This window comes from Bradyrhizobium sp. WYCCWR 12699 (genome assembly GCF_032144035.1).
Taxonomy (GTDB): domain Bacteria; phylum Pseudomonadota; class Alphaproteobacteria; order Rhizobiales; family Xanthobacteraceae; genus Bradyrhizobium.
In genome coordinates, this window is sequence record NZ_JAVTJN010000004.1 from 220,464 (window position 1) to 237,164 (window position 16,701).

The window sequence follows — 16,701 nt, forward strand, 5'->3', positions numbered from 1 at the left end:
AAGTCCGGCGCAATCTAAGTGAATCCATGGTCGCGCGGGAGGAAAGGCTGCGACATTCGTGCATGGTATTAGATTTTAACGGAGATTTGTGAGGGGCGTGGGGACAGATGAGCGTTCACAAGATTCGCTATGTAGTCCGGCCGCCCAGCGCCTGCCCAAAGGAGTTGCTTTCCGGCATAAGTCCCGGCGGCCAATGCGAGGTGGATACCGATTTCGTGGCCGCATGTGCCATCGGAGAGCTCCTTCAGACCGGTGGCGGATCGAGCAGGCCATTGGCCCTGCTGTTCGAAGAGCTCCTCGTCCCCGGCGGAGACGGACTCATTTGGAAGGGCAAGGGGCCTGGCCGCGGCAAGGAGATGCGGCGCGCGTTTTCGGGGTTGTTCGGGCGATTTTTCGCCCGGGCTTACCTCGCCCGATACCACGGTTTCGATTGGTTCACACCGATCGACGGAGATCCAACGAACGTCTCGAAGCGTCTGCGTGTCACCAGACTAGCCGGAAAGGGGACCGAGCTTCCGGATTGGATCTGCGGCTCCGGATCGGGTCGAGTTGCGGTCGCCGAGGCAAAGGGTACCAGTCAGGCATCGAACGGCACCGGCACCGGGTTGCCTGGTCCTATAAAAACTGCCGACGGCCAACTCAAGGGAGTCGTGGTCGAGAGATTGCGGAACGTGGCCGGGAAGGAATAGCTGGACCGCGGTTCGCGCAAAGGGCTGGGCGGTCATGTCGCGTTGGGGGGTCGAAATCCCACCACGAGGTGCTTTCCTCTACGTGCTGGATCCGGACACGCACGGCGAACCCCCGTCGGCCCACGAACGGGACGATATAGTTCAGGACATTGCCCGGGCTCATGTCGGCTACCTTCTGGCCGGCATGGGGTTCAGCGAGATGGCATCGCAGCTCTTGGCGGAGCACGTTGCCGGCGGCAACAGGCCTCTGGAGGGAGCGTTCCTCGGGTCTGACGGTGAGGACTCCGCCACCTATCTAGGCGTACCCGTTGGGCCGCTTGGCGTGCTGCCGTTTCCCCTCGGTCAAGCTCAGACCCTCGCCCAAGCGATGCCGAACTCGATCCGGTTCGTAGGGGTCGATGCGGATGTCATCCGGAGAGCTCTCGCAGGCCAACGCCTCGACGCGAGGGCGCGCCGCAGCGACGGACCGGTTCAGATCGGCGGAGACGGTCTGCTCTATGCTCCGATAGATCGCGTTGCGCCGCGTTCCTTGGCGATCTGACGGAAGGACGATCCCTCTCGTTCGATAGATAGGGCAGGTTCCGACACTTGGAGCTCGAAGACAACCGAGGACTGAAATGCCCCAGCCAGAATGGGAGCGATACAAGATTGCCGACAAGTACGCCGAACTCACTACCGTGCGGCATATCGTGCACCTGCCTGTCGCCCGCCGGATCATCGAGGACGGACGGATAAAGTCCGGGCTTGTCTTCGACAAGAGCCGGCTCAACAAATCACGCATCAGCGTCACCTGGCTGTCGGCCAATAATTGGTCGCTGGGGTCACTCTATGGGACCGTCGAATTTCAGTTCGATTGGGAGAAACTCGTCAAACACAAGAAGATCTACTGGGTCGAGGCGATGCCGAACTACCACCCGCCGGCCTTCCGTTTTCTCATGGCGTTCGAGGATATCGCTTCGCCGTTGGTGACGAAGTACGATCCGGAGAAGGATGACGGCCCATTGAGGCGTGTCGACGGGAAGTGGCGGTGGCATCCGGATTTCTGTTCAGAGTTTATGGTTGCGGATGATTTTCCGTTGTCGGACATCTCGGGATTGGACTTCGTCCGGCATCACCAGAATTACTGTCGAACCAAGCCGGATTGCTTCGAGAAAATCGCAGACCCCTCGCCTCAGACGACGTCAGGCAAGCTTTTGTCCTACGTTCTGGCGCATGGAGTCCACGCCTTGGACAAACACATGCAACCGGATGGCAGCGGAAGGAATCGGCTCCTCGACATGGCCAGCGCCTGGTTGTCGATCGGTTTCAATCAGGTGGAATATGCTGGATCGGTCGCCTCGAACGAGGATTGCGATTCCGTCATGAAGGGCGCATTGGCGCTCTTCGCAGTCGATAAAATGGATGACGGCAAGAGGCTTTTGAAGCTGATCGCAGGAAGCGCGCAATCTGTTTCCGCACTCACTAGGCTGATCCGAATTCATTTCGGCTCGCCTACCTGGGACTTCGGCTTGTGATTTGCGGGAGATCAGCGCTTGCGCCGGCTCAACCGATCTTGCCCATGGCGACGAGGTGCCCGTCGGAGCCGATCTCACAGTACGTCGCGGCTGTACCGACTATGATGAATACCAAAGGGTCGGACTTGTGCCTTCGCAACTGCTTGCGCCACGACCGCCGGTCGACCCAGGACGGCGTTGGATGCCGCTCGGGATGGGTGTGCCACTCGCCCACGAAGTTCACGGCCCCTCCACTTTCGAACCACTCTCTGCTCGCGATTTCCTGATGGCCCTTGTCCTGCCGCACGAATCCGAAGCGGGTGCGGCGGTCTTCCGGCATCGGAGTCGTGCACTTCAATACTTCGACGTGCGGGCCTCGGTAGCGTCCCAAAAGTATGCCGCCGGCCTCGCGATCCGACTCCGGCGGAGCCGCGAAGCGCGCGAGCTCTTGCGCGACGGCGTCGGCGAGGGTCACCAGACGGCCCTTCGCGAGAAAGATCATGCGCTTCCGCCGCAGGCGGGACACTTGACGACCCGCTTGGGATTGCCGTCCTTCACCTCGTTGGCGGTCCGATGATCCATCGTGAGAGACCGCCAGCGATGACGCTCGCCGTTGTTCGCCCAATCGAGAACCATGTCGCACGCGAGGCCGGCCGCGCTAGCCGCCCGCGACACGGGGAAGGGGATGTAGTGGGCGTCTCCGCACGCGAGATTCCGGGCGGTCTCGATTTCCACTCCCTCGCGTAGCAGCCGGAATCTCTTCTCGCCTGCGAGCTCAACCTTCAGACACTTGAAGCAGGCGAGATCGGGATCGTGCGACATGAAGCCGACGGCGGCGGCACCGTTTCCTTCGAGCCAAGTATAGAGGATCGGCGGGAAGTCAGGACGCTTTCTTACGGCGTAGTCGTTCAGCGCGATCGACAGCGCTTCTTCGCCTGTGGCATCGATGCACAGGTCGTACCGCTGCAGGATTGCCAGCTGCTTCATGATCGAATCGCAGCTGAACCCGATGTCCAGGTGCGGCAGCTGCTGGCCCAGAAAATCGGCGCAGGCTTCGGCCTTGTTCCACGTGAGATACGGCGCGCCGAGGAGGTGCCGGCCGAGATTCGCGCCCTGGAGTTCGTCGTCGTCGACGAGCATCAATCTTCCGCCGCCGGCGCCGGCACCGCTTTGAGCCAGGTGCTGCGCAAGAAATCCGCCGACCGTTCCGCATCCGATCAGCAGGATGCGCTTTCCTGCGAGGTTCTTCATGTGACCGAGATTCCTCGAAAAGACATAGCCTTCATCGGCGGGGACTCCCACATAGCCCGAAATTTCGACAGCGGCCGGTATCCGATCGAGCGTTCGCGCGATGCTGGCTCGCCTGTTCTTCAGGAATTCCGGCGTCCGATAGGGTTTGGCGATCTCCGCCGATACGAAGAACCTTCCGTTCGGCGCGGACAGGCAGATCCATTGGATGTGGAGATCTTTCGTCCTGGCGAACGCCGCTTCGATCGATCCGAGCGCATTGGGGGCCATTTTCTTCAGCCAGCCGTTGAGCTGCGCCAGATCCTTGGGCGGCCACGGCAGCTTCGGATCGAACGAAAGCGGCGGCACCAGAATTATCGGGCAAAGGATACCTGGACCAGGATCCTTCACGGTGTTCCTCCGGTGCAGCTTCGCGAAACTTGTTTTGTCGTGGGAGACGACGATGGTTTTGTGCTCCGGATCGCGGTCCAGCCTGAGGATGTGGACCTTCGCGTCGCCTTCGAAAGAAGGGGGCAGATCGACCAAGACCTCGCCGTCCGACCAGTAGCCGCCGAACTCCTCGGCGAGGTCGTCGACCAGGCGGCCCCTTACGGCGTCACGCAGCACCTGGTCCGCACGCTCGAGGCACTGGATGATGGTCTCGGCGGGCTTGTAGCGGTCGAGCACGACGCTCTTGCGGTCGAGATAGCAGAACGTGCCGTCCGAGCGGAGCACATGCGGGACCTGCCCCTTCGATCCCGCTTCCGGGTCGGTCAGGCAAATGACCGGAGGCCTGATGAAGTCGAGGTCGTCGACGGATACGACCGCCGGGACCTTGAGTCCGGTCTCGTCGAGAAGGCCGATGTAGTGAAGGCCACGACGCGAAAAGTCGCGCCGGAAGTTGCGCTGACTGAAGGCGTCGTGAATGCGCCGGACAGAATCGTCGTCCCGCTCAGGCACTGGTCGATTTGCCGACCGTGGGGGCGGCGGCGATCCTCGGAGCATGCGAGCGTATCTCGGCATGCGCGGCCTTGGTGACGTCGACGAGATCGATCTGATCCGGAATGCGGTCACCGAACAATGCGGTCAGCCTTTCAATGGCTTCTTCGGGATCGAAGCACTTCTCGACGATCTCTGTGAGCTCCGCATCGAACTTCTTGGCCATGTCGATCGCGATACGGCGGCTGGCCGCACTCAGTCTGCCGTCGACGCGCTCGTCGCGGTCGGTGGGATTGTAGACCGGGCCTTCCAGCAGGCGCGGAAGACGTTCGGCGATCCGCAGCAGCGCCAGGTCGTCACGGCCGGGAACGTTCGGACGGCCGAGGTCCTCGCACGCTTCGAAGGCGCACACCATCAGAAGGATCGACGATACGTCGTCGAGATGGGGGCGGTGGTGGTCGCGCCAGGCCTTCAGGTACCGGCAGACGCGGCGAAGCACCGGACCATAGATCTTGATGGCCTCGACGAACCAGTCCCGGATCTTGCGCGGATCCGACGAGATCCAGTCGTGCTCGCGATGGGCGAGCAGGACGCAGTCCGACGGCAGCGCGTCCCAACGATCATCGCTGTCGACGCGCGCATCGCGGGCCATAGCGTCGAACGACTTCATCTGCTTCTCGAGCTTCTCGAATTCCGCATCTGGAATCGCGTACAGCGGCACGTCGATGTGCGAGTTCGACGAGATCACCAGCCGCGAGCAGGTCGGCTTCTTCCCGAACTGCCAGCCTTCTTCCTTCGCGAGCTTCTCGAGCGCGGCGTCAACCACCTTGAAGAAGGCGGTAGCGGCGACGGAAGGCCGCTGTACGCCCTGGATAAACGTCATCGGGAGGTAGGCGCCGTCGTCGAGGTCCATCTGCTGCGGCGGGGTCCAGCACGGATCGTTGATGGTCCGATATGCGAAGCTGCCCTGCGTGAAAAACCGGGGATGGACTGTCACGCCGAGCTCCTGCTTGGTCAAAGCCGCGAACGTCTTGCGCAGGCAATCTCGAACCTTCTCGCGCGCTTCCATGAGGCACGCGCGGTCGGTATCGGCGATGTTCAGGTTCTTCAGGAAACACGCCGCGTCGCCAGACGCGTGCAGCACTTTCGAGACGTTGGCCATGGCCGATCTCCATCTGGAAAAGCGAGGGAGATCTAGACGGTGGACAATGCCCTCCAGTCGCACAACCGCGCGAATCAGACTCTATCTTGAGAGTCCACTAGATTGTAGAACAGAAAATGAACATTTCATACGGGATTCCCGAGCCTCGGTGGATCTCCGATGCCACAGCGTGCTCCGAAACTAGAGATTGCAATGACTTTTCAGATACTTGCTCTCAGCGGCGGTGGCTTTCGAGGCCTGTTCACAAGTTCGGTCCTGGCGCGCCTGGAGGAGCAGGCAAAGCGCCCCCTTCACGAATGCTTTGACCTGATCTCGGGGACATCGGCAGGCGGCATTATCGCCCTCGGTCTGGCGATGGGAAAGAAGGCCGAGACGATTCAGGAGATGTTTCTCAAGCACGGGGAAGAGATATTCCCCCGCGGGGAGACGCCGAAAAGCCGGCTGGCGCAAATGCAGGCCCGGTGGTTCGAGTGGCGACATCCCAAGTACGACGGTACGGTGCTCCGGAGCAAGATCGAGGGCGTGCTCGGCGCCGACGCCAAGCTCGGCGACGCGAAGACGCGCGTGCTTGTTCCGACGGTCAACATGACCAAGGGAAGCGTCCAGATGTTCAAGACCGCGCATAATCCGAGGTTCATGACCGATTACAAGGTGAAGGCCGCGGACATCGCCATGGCGACGGCGGCCGCGCCGCTGTACTTCCCGATGGCCGAGATCGGGAACAGCTATTTCATTGACGGCGGCGTGGTCGCGAACGCACCTGACCTTTGTGCGCTGCACGAAGCTGTCCAGTTCCTGGATCAAAAGATCGAGGACGTATCGGTGATGAGCATTGGCACGACCACCAGCAAATTCTCGCTGCCGACGTCGGCGGGACGCAATTTCGGCCAAAGGGACTGGCTCGAGAACAACCGGCTTCCATCGACCATCATTTCCTCGCAGCAACAGCTGGTCGATTTCATGCTCAAGCATCAGCTCGGCGATCGCTACATCAGGTTCGACGAGCAGCCCTCCGCCGAGCAGATTTCCGATCTCGGGATGGACCTCGCGACCGAGAGCCGGCGGAAGACCCTGCTAGGGATGGCGGACGGTTGCTATCAAGCGCTGTGCAACGATAGGCGCGTCATCGATATGTTGGCACATCGGCCTACCAAGCCGACGTTCTATCACGTGTGAACTACGCAAGAGGGATCCAACGCGTAACATCGGCAGATTGCCTGAAGGCCGCGAGCAGGTTGAGATGCGAGCTACTCGTGGGGCCGGAAAGCTAGTGCGGGATCATCGAGGTTAAAGTTTCGGTCAATGTGTCGCAATCGAGATTTGCCAAATGGAACGTTGAAGTGAAACAACACGACTATTCGTTGCACGGTGGACTGAACCGAGCCAAGGTCGGACGCTACCTAACGTTGATCGCCGCGTCGGTATCGGCTGCGATCGTTTTCACGCTGCTTTCCGTGGTCGACGTGGCGAACCGCTTCGGGCTCAATGTCAACCTGCCACCATCGGTCCTTTCCCTCGTCGGTGCGGGCATGGTCTTTGCGGCGCTCTATTGGACGCTCGATCGGTACGCGTGGCGATGGCCCTTTCTGAATGCGGCGCTGAAGGTCCCGGATCTCGCTGGGAGCTGGTCCTGCGAAGGACGAAGCCTCAAGCCCGACGGGAGCCTCGGCTACGCATGGAGGGCGACCCTCACGATCTTTCAGACCTGGGACAAGATCCGAGTGAGGCTGAAGACGGATCAATCGGGCTCCGACAGCATTGGGCAGCCCTGATCTGCGACGACGCAGAGGGATATAGGCTTCTGTACAACTATCGGAACGACCCGGCTATCGGAGAGGTGGACTTAAGAAGCCATCTCGGTTCCTGCATGCTTATTTTCTCGAAAGATCTGGAATCAGCAGAGGGCGAGTATTTCAACGGTCACGGCCGCTTCACATTTGGCACGATTAGTTTGAAGAGGGACCATGGTAAGGGACATCAATAGTCGACTGAACAAACTGCGCCTGCGTCGCAGGGGCGTCGACCGTCTTGGAAAACTCAACGAGGCTTCCCGCAAGGAAGTGTTGTCGAAGAGCTTGGCTGCGGAAAGCTGGCAGAATAGGGCTCCGTCGCATGCTTACACGCGATATGCGCTTGGCGCGATGCAGGAGGTGGGACCTGAGTACACCAGAATCAGTGTCGAAACGGCCGAGCGCGTGGGCAACCAAATCCAGAAATCCATCGATTCGGTCGAATTTCGGCTTCAGGGGTCGGTGCCCCTCAACGTCCATATCCGGGGAGTCAGCGACGTCGATCTGCTCGTGCTGGAGACCGGTTTCCTCATATTCCACTCGTCGGGGCCCGCGGCAGGCACCTATGTTCCCACGGCGCGCAACTCGCTTGGAGTGCTAGGCGAACTACGTTCCTCGATCGAGAAGATCCTGCCATTGAACTTTCCAGCCGCCGACGTCGATACGTCCGGTGGGAAGGCGGTCGCCGTTTCTGGAGGGTCTCTGGCGCGACCGGTGGATGTTGTTCCGTCCCACTGGTACGATACCGTCGTCTACCAGCAGTCTAGACAGATTCACGACCGAGGAGTTGTTATTCTCGATCGCAAAGTGCCGAAGACAATCGAGAACTTCCCATTCAAACACATAAAGCTGATCGAAGATCGTTGCAGTTCGTGTCTCGGCGGCCTGAGGAAGGCCATACGGCTCTGCAAGAACGTCAAGGCTGATGCGGTCGAGGAGGGTACCAAGATCAATTTCCCCAGCTTCGACATAGCCGCTACCATGTATCACGCGGATCAGACGGCCTTGAAAATCGGATATCTCTACGAGTTACGGGTCCTCGCGGAGGTGCAGCGACATTTGGATTACCTGTATCACAACCCTGAAGAAGCAAAGAAGTTGCGCGTCCCGGACAGCTCCCGGTTCATTTTCGACACACAGGAGAAGTACGAAGGCATGAAGGCGCTCTCACATGAAATCGATGATCTCGTGAAGAACGTCGCCAAGGAGCAGAAGCCGCAACTGACGTTCGATCTGGGCATACCCTGGGGGGTGGCGCGAGGCGCCATCGAGTCGATCGAGATACCGAGTTAAGTCGTCGGGCCGCTAAAGCCTATTGACGCTGCCGCGTTCGAATCTCCACGTCGTGCCCTTGGAGACCAGGTAGAGAGCCAGGATCCCGGGAACGAGGGACATCGCCACGCAACTGTTGAACGCCGATCCTTTGTTGACAGGTGGGGGTATCTCTGAGGGGGGAGGGAAGAGGCGGTAGGACCACCCCGTGATGGTACAGCGCGAATGATGATCTACGGCAGCCATGATCGCTCCATCGTGAATCGCCTCGTTAAAAGCGATTGCTGCTCGCACGGTCTCCGCAAAATTCTGGTCGAGGAATTGGCCCACCTCGGGGGAAGGATCGCGCGGCATTGGCTCGGCGAAACGTGGTAGGTTATTCTGATGGTAGAGACAGCAAATCAGCGGATCGAAAGCTGCTGGACGTCCAGCCAGAATCCTGAAGATTTCGTCTATTCCAGTCATCGCGGCTTCGGTCTTCGACATGATCAACTTTCTTCAGACCCGGCTTCTATTTACGATAGTCGTCTGTCTGGCGATAGCGATATTCGCAGGGTTGAAGTTTGCCGATGTATTCACCGGCAACACCTACGAAGACGTCTGGATATTCTCCAGGTATGTCTTTGGCATACCTGCTGCTCTTGCTGTCGTCATCTACGGGGCATGGCGTGCTATCCCGATACTTCAGCGTATGACATTCCCCTATTTGGGTGGCCGGTGGACCGGTGTGCTGCGCTATGGTCCACCCGACAGGCAGGAGCTCAGGGATGCCACGCTGACGATCCGACATCACTTGAGCGGGATGTCTCTTGTCCTCGAAACCAGGGAATCGACCTCGACTACGCTGGCGGTTGTAGCCACACGCGATCCTACCGGCACGCAATACCATGTGTACTACGTCTTCGAGAATCGACGGAAGGCTGAGTACACTAAGCCTGGGCTTCCTACGATTTATCGAGGCGTGGCTATAATGAGTGTTGGGATGTCGGGGACGAAGACTTTAAGCGGTGAATATTTTACGGACCAGCCGACAAATGGCATCGCCGAGTTCAAACTGGAGAGGCACGCCTGGTTTTAGGCGACGATGCCGCGCCCGATCTTGCGATCGGCGGGTGTGGGCGCATCCATGACCGGGCTGTACCGCTAAAGGCCTCGCAATCGATTGGGCGCAGTTGTCGACGCAACGGCATAAGCTCTATCGGGCGGCGCTTGACGGGGTCATCGGCGGAAAGCGGATACGCTTGGCCTCGGCGTTTGTTGCCACAATGAAATTTCTGAATCTTAGGCCCTGATCGGTTCATTTATTTAATTGGACGGTCGATTCGGTAATTGCGATTCTGGCGCATGTCCGAACTCACCGTGCAATATCTCGTGCTCGAGCGTCGCGATCCGGCCCGTAACATGGCGCGGTTCTATGTGCTCACGATCGAGCCGACGCTGTTTGGCGATACGGCATTGGTGCGTGAATGGGGGCGCCTCGGTGGGCGCGGTCGACGGCGGCTCGATTTGTTCGATGGTCACGCGCAGGCCGTCGAGGCCCTTGAGTGTTGGCTCAGGCGAAAAACCAGTCGTGGTTACGTCCAGCGGCACTCGTCAAGCTGTGACCCGGCGTGAGATGCTGGGCTGGACGAAAAGCCGAAATAAGTATATCAAAGTAATCTAAGGTCGTTTCAGTCCTATTCGCAAGAATTGCAAAAGTATTCCATAATCTTCATTATGCGAATCCAAGTAATCCTAGCCGATCACAACCTCTTTTAGTATCGAGCATTTGCAGAACGAGCTATTTGCCAGCGCAGCAATTCAACCCAACTTGCCCTGCCCCAACGCGCTCTCGTGCTGATCAATCAAGTGACGAGTACGCGAGCTGACTATTTTATCTTCGATATTCGCAGCCGTTTGAAGCAAACGTTCTCAAGCCGTGAAGTCGACCTTGTCCGTCCTTCCCAAGGCCGAACGTAAACGGAAGTGGCTTCTCAGCTTGCCAGTTCCCTCCTCGGCCACCCGCTTGCGAGCGAGGGTCCGACAGGCCTCCAGAACGTCCCAAGGGATCTCTCCGAGGTCATCGGCGACCTCGACAAATGACCGCCAAGCGGCGGACGACAATCGTTTCGACACTGGCTCGAGCAAATCGTCCAATGCAATACCAGCGTCTGTTTCCGCATCATTGTCTGATCCGAACAGATAAATACGTCCGCGCCAGATGATGTAGTGACTTTGACAGCCGGTATCGCGCCAAACAGAAGGAAACACACTCATTTTTCCTCCTTCCGCATTGTAGATACGCCAGGCGGGCCCACTTCTTGGATCGAGGTTGACTGGAAATCGTTCGCCGCAACCGCAAGGACAGGACAACACAAGCCAACGTGGACCACCGCGGTTGACCAGGACAGCATCGCCGGGTTTCGACAGGTGCTGGTCCGCCTCGCCTCGTGAAGAAACCTTCGCCCGAAAGTTGAGAATGACGATGCCCATGAATTCGCCTCACTGCGGTGCGAAGTTGTTGTTGAGAATGCGCTCTGCTAACACGTACGCAGCGGCGCGACGCTCATCCTCAGGACCTTTCAGGTTTGGATCTTTGGCCGCCTTGTTCAGAAGGGCCAGTGCAAGAGCCGCTCCGTATTGATCTGCTGACGCGACACGCGCGGCATAGTGCCGGATCTGTCGCACGGCTTCGTGAAACCAGCGATGCGGATCGCGCGGATCACCGTGCCCGAGCAGCATGTCGAGCGGCTTACCACCATACGGTTGCTCAATCGACCTCCACCACTCATCGAAGGACCAGAGCTCATGATTATCGAAGGCATCGACCAATAGGCTGGCCTCCAAGGTCGCTATGTCCCACACCAGCGGTCCATCCTGATTGGCATAGAAGTCGATGACGAGCGCCTCGTGCCCCCTCACCTGAACATTGTCGACGTGGAGATCGCCATGAATCTTTGCGAATAACACCGGAGAACTTGCGCAGTATTCGAACAATGTAAACAGTCGATCGCGGTCGCATCTCGAGCCGATCGATCGCGCCCTTTGCATCCGGCGCCGGTCAAATTGCTTTGGAAAGCGCGGACCCAGGGTCTGCGAAAGTGGCGTATCTCGGCGTTCGATATTTCGATACCACGCTTGCAGCGTTCGATCGAACAGGCACGATATTGCCGGCCCGGCCCGGCCGCTCCGTGCGGCAAGCCTTAGACTCTCGCAGGATTCGATGAGATCGCCGACCAGCACACCGCGTGTCGATCCGAGACAGCATAAATCGTAGTTCAATCGCGGCCCGAGATTGAAAGGCACGTATTTCTCGACATTCAATTGGTAATTCTGAAATTCTTGAAAGATCTTGCTGCGATCACCGAGTTTGACAAAACGCGGCATAGTATGAAAGGCGCCGAAGACCGGGTAGGCACGGTATACGGCAGCCCCGGACCGGCCTTCGGTCATTGGACTGAAATGCACGGCCGTGTAACCTCTGAATGCGCGCTTCAGAAGGACTTGGCCAACACCAGCGTCGTTCTCTCCAAACTCGCATTCGGGAGCGAAGCTGAAACTGACAGACTCTTGTACGGCCTCGCCGGGGAGATGCCGAACCAAGAAGTTGGCCGCTTCCGACCAATTGGCAATGGGCGACAAGATGGTGACGTGCGGCAGCGGGGGGAGAGGCATCGGATCGCCCAATGATCTCTGCCACGTGAACTGATTGCGCAGGACGTCGCTCGGAAGGTTGCTGGCAAACACACGCGCCTCTTCCAGACATCTATACACTTGCGGAAGACCAGCAACGCCGAACGGCACGACAAAGACGCGGCATTCGTAATCAAGCAGGTGCTTAAGGCAGCTTCGAACGATTCGCTGGAATCTTGATGGGTAATCTTGTTGCTGGACGATTACGACGGCGGCAAGGCTCGCCAACAGAGCAGGCTCCATCGGCTGAAAAGCGGTAATCTGCTGTTGTCTGATCGTGAGGCCGCGGTCTTGAAACGGCGCCTTAGCCTCAGCCGGGGGATCGGCGCCGATCCAGCCAACCTCCGACCGACCAAAAGCTGTAACGTCAACGATTGACATTTTGAGCGAGACGGCCTTGGAGAGCCAATCCATCGCCCCTTGCCAAAACGCCTGCCCGCGAGCAGACGATGCAGTCCTGGACGGGCTCACCCTTGACCGACCGGAGGCGACTTCTCAGACCATCATACAGAAGATGCCGCGCCGGCGATGGCACGCCGACAACAGCGGACAAGAACATGGTGATGGCGAGCGAGGTAATAGTGCTGTTGATCGAGATCACCGCGGGCGCAGGTTCACGAGCGCCGACGAGATAAGGATCCTGCTTGCGCTCGGCCTCCGACATCATGTCGCGGCGGACCTCGTTACCGTCCAAGAGGCCACCGCAGGTGAGGCAAGCCAATCCAGGCGACAGCATCTGGGCGCGGCCGGTAATGTGAGTGATCTTGCCCCCCTTAACGGCGATAACCGTCCCGATATCGATGCAAGGAATGAGATATTGATAAGCTAATTGCTGAAGGACGGCTCGACTACCGTGTGAATCGGTGCAGCAAAACAGCACATCAACGTCTCGCAATTTCTTTGCGGTTTCGACGAAGACGACGTTCTCTTGAAAAGAGGTGACTACGGCACGAGGTTGAACTGCGCGAATATATCGCTCGGCCACCGCGACTTTGGCCTGCCCCGTATCGGCAGATGCGGACCCTGCCAAGCGGTTCAAATTAGTCAGCTCGACGTCATCTGGATCAACTAGAACGAACTCCTTGACGCCGAGGTGAGCCAATTGCTGCACGGCCAGCGATCCCGTGCCACCAAGTCCCACGATCCCCACCCTGAGGCTTTGGAGGATGCTCTGCCCGGCACGACCGAAGGCCCGAACCTGCCGATCGTAAAGATCGGAAGGGTCGTGTGATCGACTGGGATCAAACAGGACTCGTCGATCATCCCCTACCGCAATCAGACGAAGATGTCGGTCGCTTCCAAGGTAGCGACATGCATACCCTCCGTCGCTCACAACAAGGGCCAGATGCTGCAAGTCAGGGGTTCGATGCCGAAAGAAGTGTGCGAGAACCTCCTCGCCCGCATCGTCAATGCGCGAAAACTCGGGCGCGGCCCTCCCGGGATGGCTATGCACAAACACCAGGCTACTTTTGGTCCGCGCAGCAATCTTTGCCCACCTGGCGATGAACGCAGGCCGCAGCTCTGCTTCGAGTTGGCTGCGCCGAGTGTAGTCGTCTTCAGCGGGCACTACGACCTCTCGCACCAACACCCTTGCACGACCGTCGGCCCGAGACGTTCTGCCGCACATCAAGACCAAGCATAACTCGGTTCGACCGCCCAGCACGGAGCGCCGGACGAAGTCGAGATCGGCAAAGGTGATGAGAAGATCGTCCACTATCGTGCGGGGTTTAGACGTTGCGCGATGACGTTGACATAGGTCAGCATGTTGTCGCGATTTGGATTCCAAGATTGCAAGTGCCACGAAAACCAAGTGCCTCGCGGCTCACCCCCTGGGACCGGATTGGCATCGTTCGAGGCGGTTGGAGCGCCGCCGTCCACCAAGCGAACAGGCCCCGGTTCCAACCAGAAGCAATCCGGTTGTGCCGAAGGATATCCCGGTGGCAGCAGAAAAATGACGGTCCCTTTAGCGATGCTCCAACCTTCTGGAAGATCGAATTCCGGAATCTCAACCAATACAGCTCCGTTGGACATCGGGGTTCGACGCGCCAAGGGAAAATGCTGTTGGAGCGCCGCAAACTGCTTATCAATGATTTCCATGTCCAAATGTCGCCGGCGGCACTGCAAAAAAATGCTTGATCCGATCGTTCAGGGGCACTGTATCTGGGTCAGCGATCGGACGATCCGGCGTGTCTCCCTGCTCTTCCAAAAAAAGCTGATAATTCGCTTCGATCTTGGCGATCCGCTTAATGTCGGCCCCGGAGAGATAAGAATGCTCGGTCTCGTATTTCACCCCATCAACGAAAAAGTGGAATTCCTTTTCTTTTTTGTCGTTCATGATCTCCTACCTGCTCCGGTGCGGCCTCCCGACGAAGACCGATGCGCATGCTATCAGCTAGAACAAATAAAGAACAGTGTCAAGGTCTTCTCCCCTTGGATCTTGCAGCTAGGTGCCTGTCAGTTGCGCCGAGTTCGTGCGGCTCAACGTGACTGGCGGCTACCAGCGAGTGGCGAAACGCCGCCGCTTCGCGCGGGCCTAGCTGCGTCCTGGATCGCGGAAGCAATCTAAGCGGCTGCTTGCGGCGCCGCGCGCGGGTGAATTCTTCAAGCTTGCACGTCAACTATCCTCAATCCCGACGCGGGCATGACCGTTCCGAGCTGGAGTGCTACGCCATCACCACGCCCGCACCTCCAAGACAAACCAACGAATGAATGGCGTGAGTCGACAGGAGGTCTCGAGTGCCTCTAAGATGTAGGGAAGTAAGTTCGCGGAAGCCGCGTACGGGTGGGGCAGTGAACTTCCAGGTGACGGTTCTCAAGGTGCTGGTCAGCTATCCGGACGGGTTCGCCGTCCTGGAGGACATCAAGCGCGATATGGCGATTCTGGCCACCAGCGGACGGGACTGGGCCGAACGCACGAAGCGATTGGCGGCCCGCGTGCCTGACCTGGATATCTTCTCCCAACGTCTCATCGAGCGAAGGAACGGCGGCTGGCGCATCACTGATAAGGGACGCGAGGTTCTCGCGGTCATGGAGGCGCGGCCCGCACCAGCTCAGCCAATGGAGCTGCCTGATGCCCGCGCGGTCGAGGAGCCGGCGCCAGCCACGACACTGTCGCCGATGCCGTCGATCACGCCGGTTCGACGCCTGCGCAAACAAACCCGACGCCAAGCGTTGCGGCAGTTGCAACGTGCGAGAGCTCGCTCGTGAGCAAAGGACGGGCCTTGGCTCCAGCATCGAAGATGATTGATTCGTATAACCTTCATTATGTAATATCCGAAGTTGAGTTTGCATCAAATTGTGTAGTCTGAAGTTGGTCCCTAAGTACCTGCTGTCGTCGGTTGCGTAGTCGCGTGATCCCCGCTAGAAAAGTCATCTTCAGCAAGGGTGCTCACAATGGACGACTATTCGGACGACATAAGACGACCGTTGTGGCCGCGTATCGAAGTGTATGCTGGCGCAGGTCGCAAGCGTCGGCCGGATGTTGGTGCTGGACGCTGTAGCGGAACCGTTGGAACGTTCAAAGAAGTGTGGGCCTCAGAGGCAGGCCTCGCGCAAGAACCGGCTTTGCGCAAGCCCGCCATTTAACCGATGGCAGCATCATTAGCCGTGAACACGGCGTCTACGCCGGGAAGCTGCGCATGCGCCAGCGTCGTGCAGGCCGTGTTGCGGTCCAGGATCAGCCGACGTGGGTCAGTAAGGCCGCTCGCAACGGCGTTGTCGCGAAATCCGAGCCGGCGGCGGGTCGTGCGCGGGTCGGTGCCGTCGATGAACGCTAAGTTCTTGCGTCCTTGCGCGACGAAGTGCCGGGCGACGGTATCGCCCGCCTGGTAGTTATCGAAACCGACGACTGCATCGATTGGAGACGATGGCAGCTCCCGTGTTTCACCTACGGGACTGCGTGCATGCCGCAGCAGGCGAGCGCCCTCCTCCGTTGCGGGTGATCCGACCATGATGATCGCCTCCGGCCGCCGCGACAGCAGTGCAGTCAGCAGGCGATCCTGCGAGGGGAGAGTCGTAGCGCGACTGCGCGAGAATGACTGAGAATCCGAGCGGTTCGAGCACTGACAAAGGCGCCTGCGCATGCCGAGCGTCGATACAGACCACTGGAAGATCAGCCCTACGAAGCTCGTGCCACAGCCAACTCGCCATCGTCCCGGTCTCAAAACAAATGCGCTCGGCGTGTGGAGCTCGCTTGCGGAGCAGTGCCGTGAGCGCCCGGGGTCGGACTTGGCCTTTCCCTCTAACAAGACCTGACCGACCTCGTCGAGCACACACACTGACGTTTCATTCTGCGAGACATCCAGCCCAACATATTGCTTCATAGCCCCTCCGATTCGTAAGATGGTGGAGGGCTTGAAGATAGTGGACCTTTCGTGCCGCGGGCGCGACCGCAATTACGTCATCGTCTGCAATATTGCCCCCCTAAGCCGGGATCGCGCCCAACATTGACCCAGTTG

19 protein-coding genes are annotated in these 16,701 nt (G+C 58.9%); 9 read left to right on the top strand and 10 right to left on the bottom strand.

All coding sequences use genetic code 11. The features are described from left to right. The first annotated feature begins 107 nt into the window (after positions 1-107). Together RPS27_RS04505 and RPS27_RS04510 are read left to right on the top strand one after the other, a co-directional pair. Complete coding sequence (locus RPS27_RS04505; RefSeq protein WP_128929573.1) at positions 108-689, top strand: hypothetical protein; 582 nt, start codon at positions 108-110, stop codon at positions 687-689. Positions 690-1,306: 617 nt separating this feature from the next. Further along, complete coding sequence (locus tag RPS27_RS04510) at positions 1,307-2,203, top strand: hypothetical protein (protein WP_128929572.1); 897 nt, start codon at positions 1,307-1,309, stop codon at positions 2,201-2,203. 28 nt (positions 2,204-2,231) lie between these two features. Here the strand turns inward: RPS27_RS04510 and RPS27_RS04515 are convergent, their stop codons facing one another. Genes RPS27_RS04515 through RPS27_RS04525 form a run of 3 tightly spaced genes read right to left on the bottom strand, consistent with a single transcriptional unit; the run spans position 2,232 to position 5,510 of the window. Further along, positions 2,232-2,684, bottom strand: coding sequence for a Mov34/MPN/PAD-1 family protein (locus RPS27_RS04515; protein ID WP_128929571.1), 453 nt, complete (start codon positions 2,682-2,684; stop codon positions 2,232-2,234). Then, positions 2,681-4,369, bottom strand: coding sequence for a ThiF family adenylyltransferase (locus tag RPS27_RS04520; protein WP_164934235.1), 1,689 nt, complete (start codon positions 4,367-4,369; stop codon positions 2,681-2,683). Before RPS27_RS04520 ends, RPS27_RS04515 begins: the two co-directional genes overlap by 4 nt. Continuing rightward, entirely contained in the window at positions 4,362-5,510 is a 1,149-nt protein-coding gene (locus RPS27_RS04525) for a CBASS cGAMP synthase (protein ID WP_128929569.1), read from the bottom strand. The genes RPS27_RS04520 and RPS27_RS04525 overlap by 8 nt, the downstream gene beginning before the upstream one ends. Positions 5,511-5,702: 192 nt before the next feature. Here RPS27_RS04525 and RPS27_RS04530 point away from each other — a divergent pair, with 192 nt between their 5' ends. The 4 genes from RPS27_RS04530 to RPS27_RS04540 all read left to right on the top strand — a co-directional run bounded on the left by RPS27_RS04530 (position 5,703) and on the right by RPS27_RS04540 (position 8,593). Further along, positions 5,703-6,686, top strand: a complete 984-nt coding sequence (locus RPS27_RS04530) for a CBASS cGAMP-activated phospholipase (RefSeq protein ID WP_164934236.1) — start codon at positions 5,703-5,705, stop codon at positions 6,684-6,686. 164 nt (positions 6,687-6,850) lie between these two features. Continuing rightward, positions 6,851-7,282: a hypothetical protein gene (locus RPS27_RS04535; RefSeq protein ID WP_210214793.1), complete on the top strand. Its 432-nt coding sequence runs from the start codon at positions 6,851-6,853 to the stop codon at positions 7,280-7,282. Then, complete coding sequence (locus tag RPS27_RS39625) at positions 7,186-7,494, top strand: hypothetical protein (protein ID WP_210214794.1); 309 nt, start codon at positions 7,186-7,188, stop codon at positions 7,492-7,494. The genes RPS27_RS04535 and RPS27_RS39625 overlap by 97 nt, the downstream gene beginning before the upstream one ends. Then, positions 7,475-8,593: a hypothetical protein gene (locus tag RPS27_RS04540; protein ID WP_128929567.1), complete on the top strand. Its 1,119-nt coding sequence runs from the start codon at positions 7,475-7,477 to the stop codon at positions 8,591-8,593. Before RPS27_RS39625 ends, RPS27_RS04540 begins: the two co-directional genes overlap by 20 nt. 12 nt (positions 8,594-8,605) lie before the next feature. On the opposite strand, the gene RPS27_RS04545 is transcribed toward RPS27_RS04540, so the two are convergent. After that, positions 8,606-9,058, bottom strand: a complete 453-nt coding sequence (locus RPS27_RS04545) for a hypothetical protein (RefSeq protein WP_128929566.1) — start codon at positions 9,056-9,058, stop codon at positions 8,606-8,608. On the opposite strand from RPS27_RS04545, the gene RPS27_RS04550 reads away from it, so the two are divergent. Together RPS27_RS04550 and RPS27_RS04555 are read left to right on the top strand one after the other, a co-directional pair. Next, the gene (locus tag RPS27_RS04550; protein WP_128929565.1) at positions 9,057-9,650 is read left to right on the top strand and encodes a hypothetical protein; all 594 of its coding nucleotides are present in this window, start codon (positions 9,057-9,059) and stop codon (positions 9,648-9,650) included. The genes RPS27_RS04545 and RPS27_RS04550 overlap by 2 nt on opposite strands. 266 nt (positions 9,651-9,916) lie before the next feature. Then, entirely contained in the window at positions 9,917-10,186 is a 270-nt protein-coding gene (locus tag RPS27_RS04555) for a WGR domain-containing protein (RefSeq protein ID WP_128929564.1), read from the top strand. A gap of 297 nt (positions 10,187-10,483) precedes the next feature. Here RPS27_RS04555 and RPS27_RS04560 read toward each other — a convergent pair whose 3' ends face one another. The 5 genes from RPS27_RS04560 to RPS27_RS04580 all read right to left on the bottom strand — a co-directional run bounded on the left by RPS27_RS04560 (position 10,484) and on the right by RPS27_RS04580 (position 14,579). After that, the gene (locus RPS27_RS04560; RefSeq protein ID WP_128929563.1) at positions 10,484-11,044 is read right to left on the bottom strand and encodes a DUF6527 family protein; all 561 of its coding nucleotides are present in this window, start codon (positions 11,042-11,044) and stop codon (positions 10,484-10,486) included. Between the two features lie 9 nt (positions 11,045-11,053). Continuing rightward, positions 11,054-12,658 (bottom strand): phosphotransferase, encoded by a 1,605-nt coding sequence (locus RPS27_RS04565; protein WP_128929562.1) that lies wholly within the window; start codon positions 12,656-12,658, stop codon positions 11,054-11,056. Further along, on the bottom strand, positions 12,612-13,811 hold the full coding sequence (locus RPS27_RS04570; RefSeq protein WP_232995573.1) for a HesA/MoeB/ThiF family protein: 1,200 nt from the start codon (positions 13,809-13,811) through the stop codon (positions 12,612-12,614). The genes RPS27_RS04565 and RPS27_RS04570 overlap by 47 nt, the downstream gene beginning before the upstream one ends. 146 nt (positions 13,812-13,957) lie before the next feature. Further along, on the bottom strand, positions 13,958-14,341 hold the full coding sequence (locus RPS27_RS04575) for an E2/UBC family protein (protein ID WP_082847948.1): 384 nt from the start codon (positions 14,339-14,341) through the stop codon (positions 13,958-13,960). Beyond that, the gene (locus RPS27_RS04580; protein WP_042336969.1) at positions 14,328-14,579 is read right to left on the bottom strand and encodes a multiubiquitin domain-containing protein; all 252 of its coding nucleotides are present in this window, start codon (positions 14,577-14,579) and stop codon (positions 14,328-14,330) included. The genes RPS27_RS04575 and RPS27_RS04580 overlap by 14 nt, the downstream gene beginning before the upstream one ends. Before the next feature lie 455 nt (positions 14,580-15,034). Between RPS27_RS04580 and RPS27_RS04585 the strand changes: the two genes are divergently transcribed. Continuing rightward, the gene (locus RPS27_RS04585) at positions 15,035-15,451 is read left to right on the top strand and encodes a hypothetical protein (protein WP_128929560.1); all 417 of its coding nucleotides are present in this window, start codon (positions 15,035-15,037) and stop codon (positions 15,449-15,451) included. Between the two features lie 374 nt (positions 15,452-15,825). Here the strand turns inward: RPS27_RS04585 and RPS27_RS04590 are convergent, their stop codons facing one another. After that, on the bottom strand, positions 15,826-16,566 hold the full coding sequence (locus tag RPS27_RS04590; protein WP_232995572.1) for a hypothetical protein: 741 nt from the start codon (positions 16,564-16,566) through the stop codon (positions 15,826-15,828). Positions 16,567-16,701 lie beyond the last annotated feature (135 nt).

Coding starts and splice junctions, on each gene's coding strand:
- RPS27_RS04505 (WP_128929573.1), top strand. CDS start 108: ATGAGCGTTCACAAGATTCGCTATGTAGTCCGGCCGCCCAGCGCCTGC.
- RPS27_RS04510 (WP_128929572.1), top strand. CDS start 1,307: ATGCCCCAGCCAGAATGGGAGCGATACAAGATTGCCGACAAGTACGCC.
- RPS27_RS04515 (WP_128929571.1), bottom strand. CDS start 2,684: ATGATCTTTCTCGCGAAGGGCCGTCTGGTGACCCTCGCCGACGCCGTC.
- RPS27_RS04525 (WP_128929569.1), bottom strand. CDS start 5,510: ATGGCCAACGTCTCGAAAGTGCTGCACGCGTCTGGCGACGCGGCGTGT.
- RPS27_RS04530 (WP_164934236.1), top strand. CDS start 5,703: ATGACTTTTCAGATACTTGCTCTCAGCGGCGGTGGCTTTCGAGGCCTG.
- RPS27_RS39625 (WP_210214794.1), top strand. CDS start 7,186: ATGGAGGGCGACCCTCACGATCTTTCAGACCTGGGACAAGATCCGAGT.
- RPS27_RS04540 (WP_128929567.1), top strand. CDS start 7,475: ATGGTAAGGGACATCAATAGTCGACTGAACAAACTGCGCCTGCGTCGC.
- RPS27_RS04550 (WP_128929565.1), top strand. CDS start 9,057: ATGATCAACTTTCTTCAGACCCGGCTTCTATTTACGATAGTCGTCTGT.
- RPS27_RS04545 (WP_128929566.1), bottom strand. CDS start 9,058: ATGTCGAAGACCGAAGCCGCGATGACTGGAATAGACGAAATCTTCAGG.
- RPS27_RS04555 (WP_128929564.1), top strand. CDS start 9,917: ATGTCCGAACTCACCGTGCAATATCTCGTGCTCGAGCGTCGCGATCCG.
- RPS27_RS04560 (WP_128929563.1), bottom strand. CDS start 11,044: ATGGGCATCGTCATTCTCAACTTTCGGGCGAAGGTTTCTTCACGAGGC.
- RPS27_RS04565 (WP_128929562.1), bottom strand. CDS start 12,658: ATGGATTGGCTCTCCAAGGCCGTCTCGCTCAAAATGTCAATCGTTGAC.
- RPS27_RS04575 (WP_082847948.1), bottom strand. CDS start 14,341: ATGGAAATCATTGATAAGCAGTTTGCGGCGCTCCAACAGCATTTTCCC.
- RPS27_RS04580 (WP_042336969.1), bottom strand. CDS start 14,579: ATGAACGACAAAAAAGAAAAGGAATTCCACTTTTTCGTTGATGGGGTG.
- RPS27_RS04590 (WP_232995572.1), bottom strand. CDS start 16,566: ATGAAGCAATATGTTGGGCTGGATGTCTCGCAGAATGAAACGTCAGTG.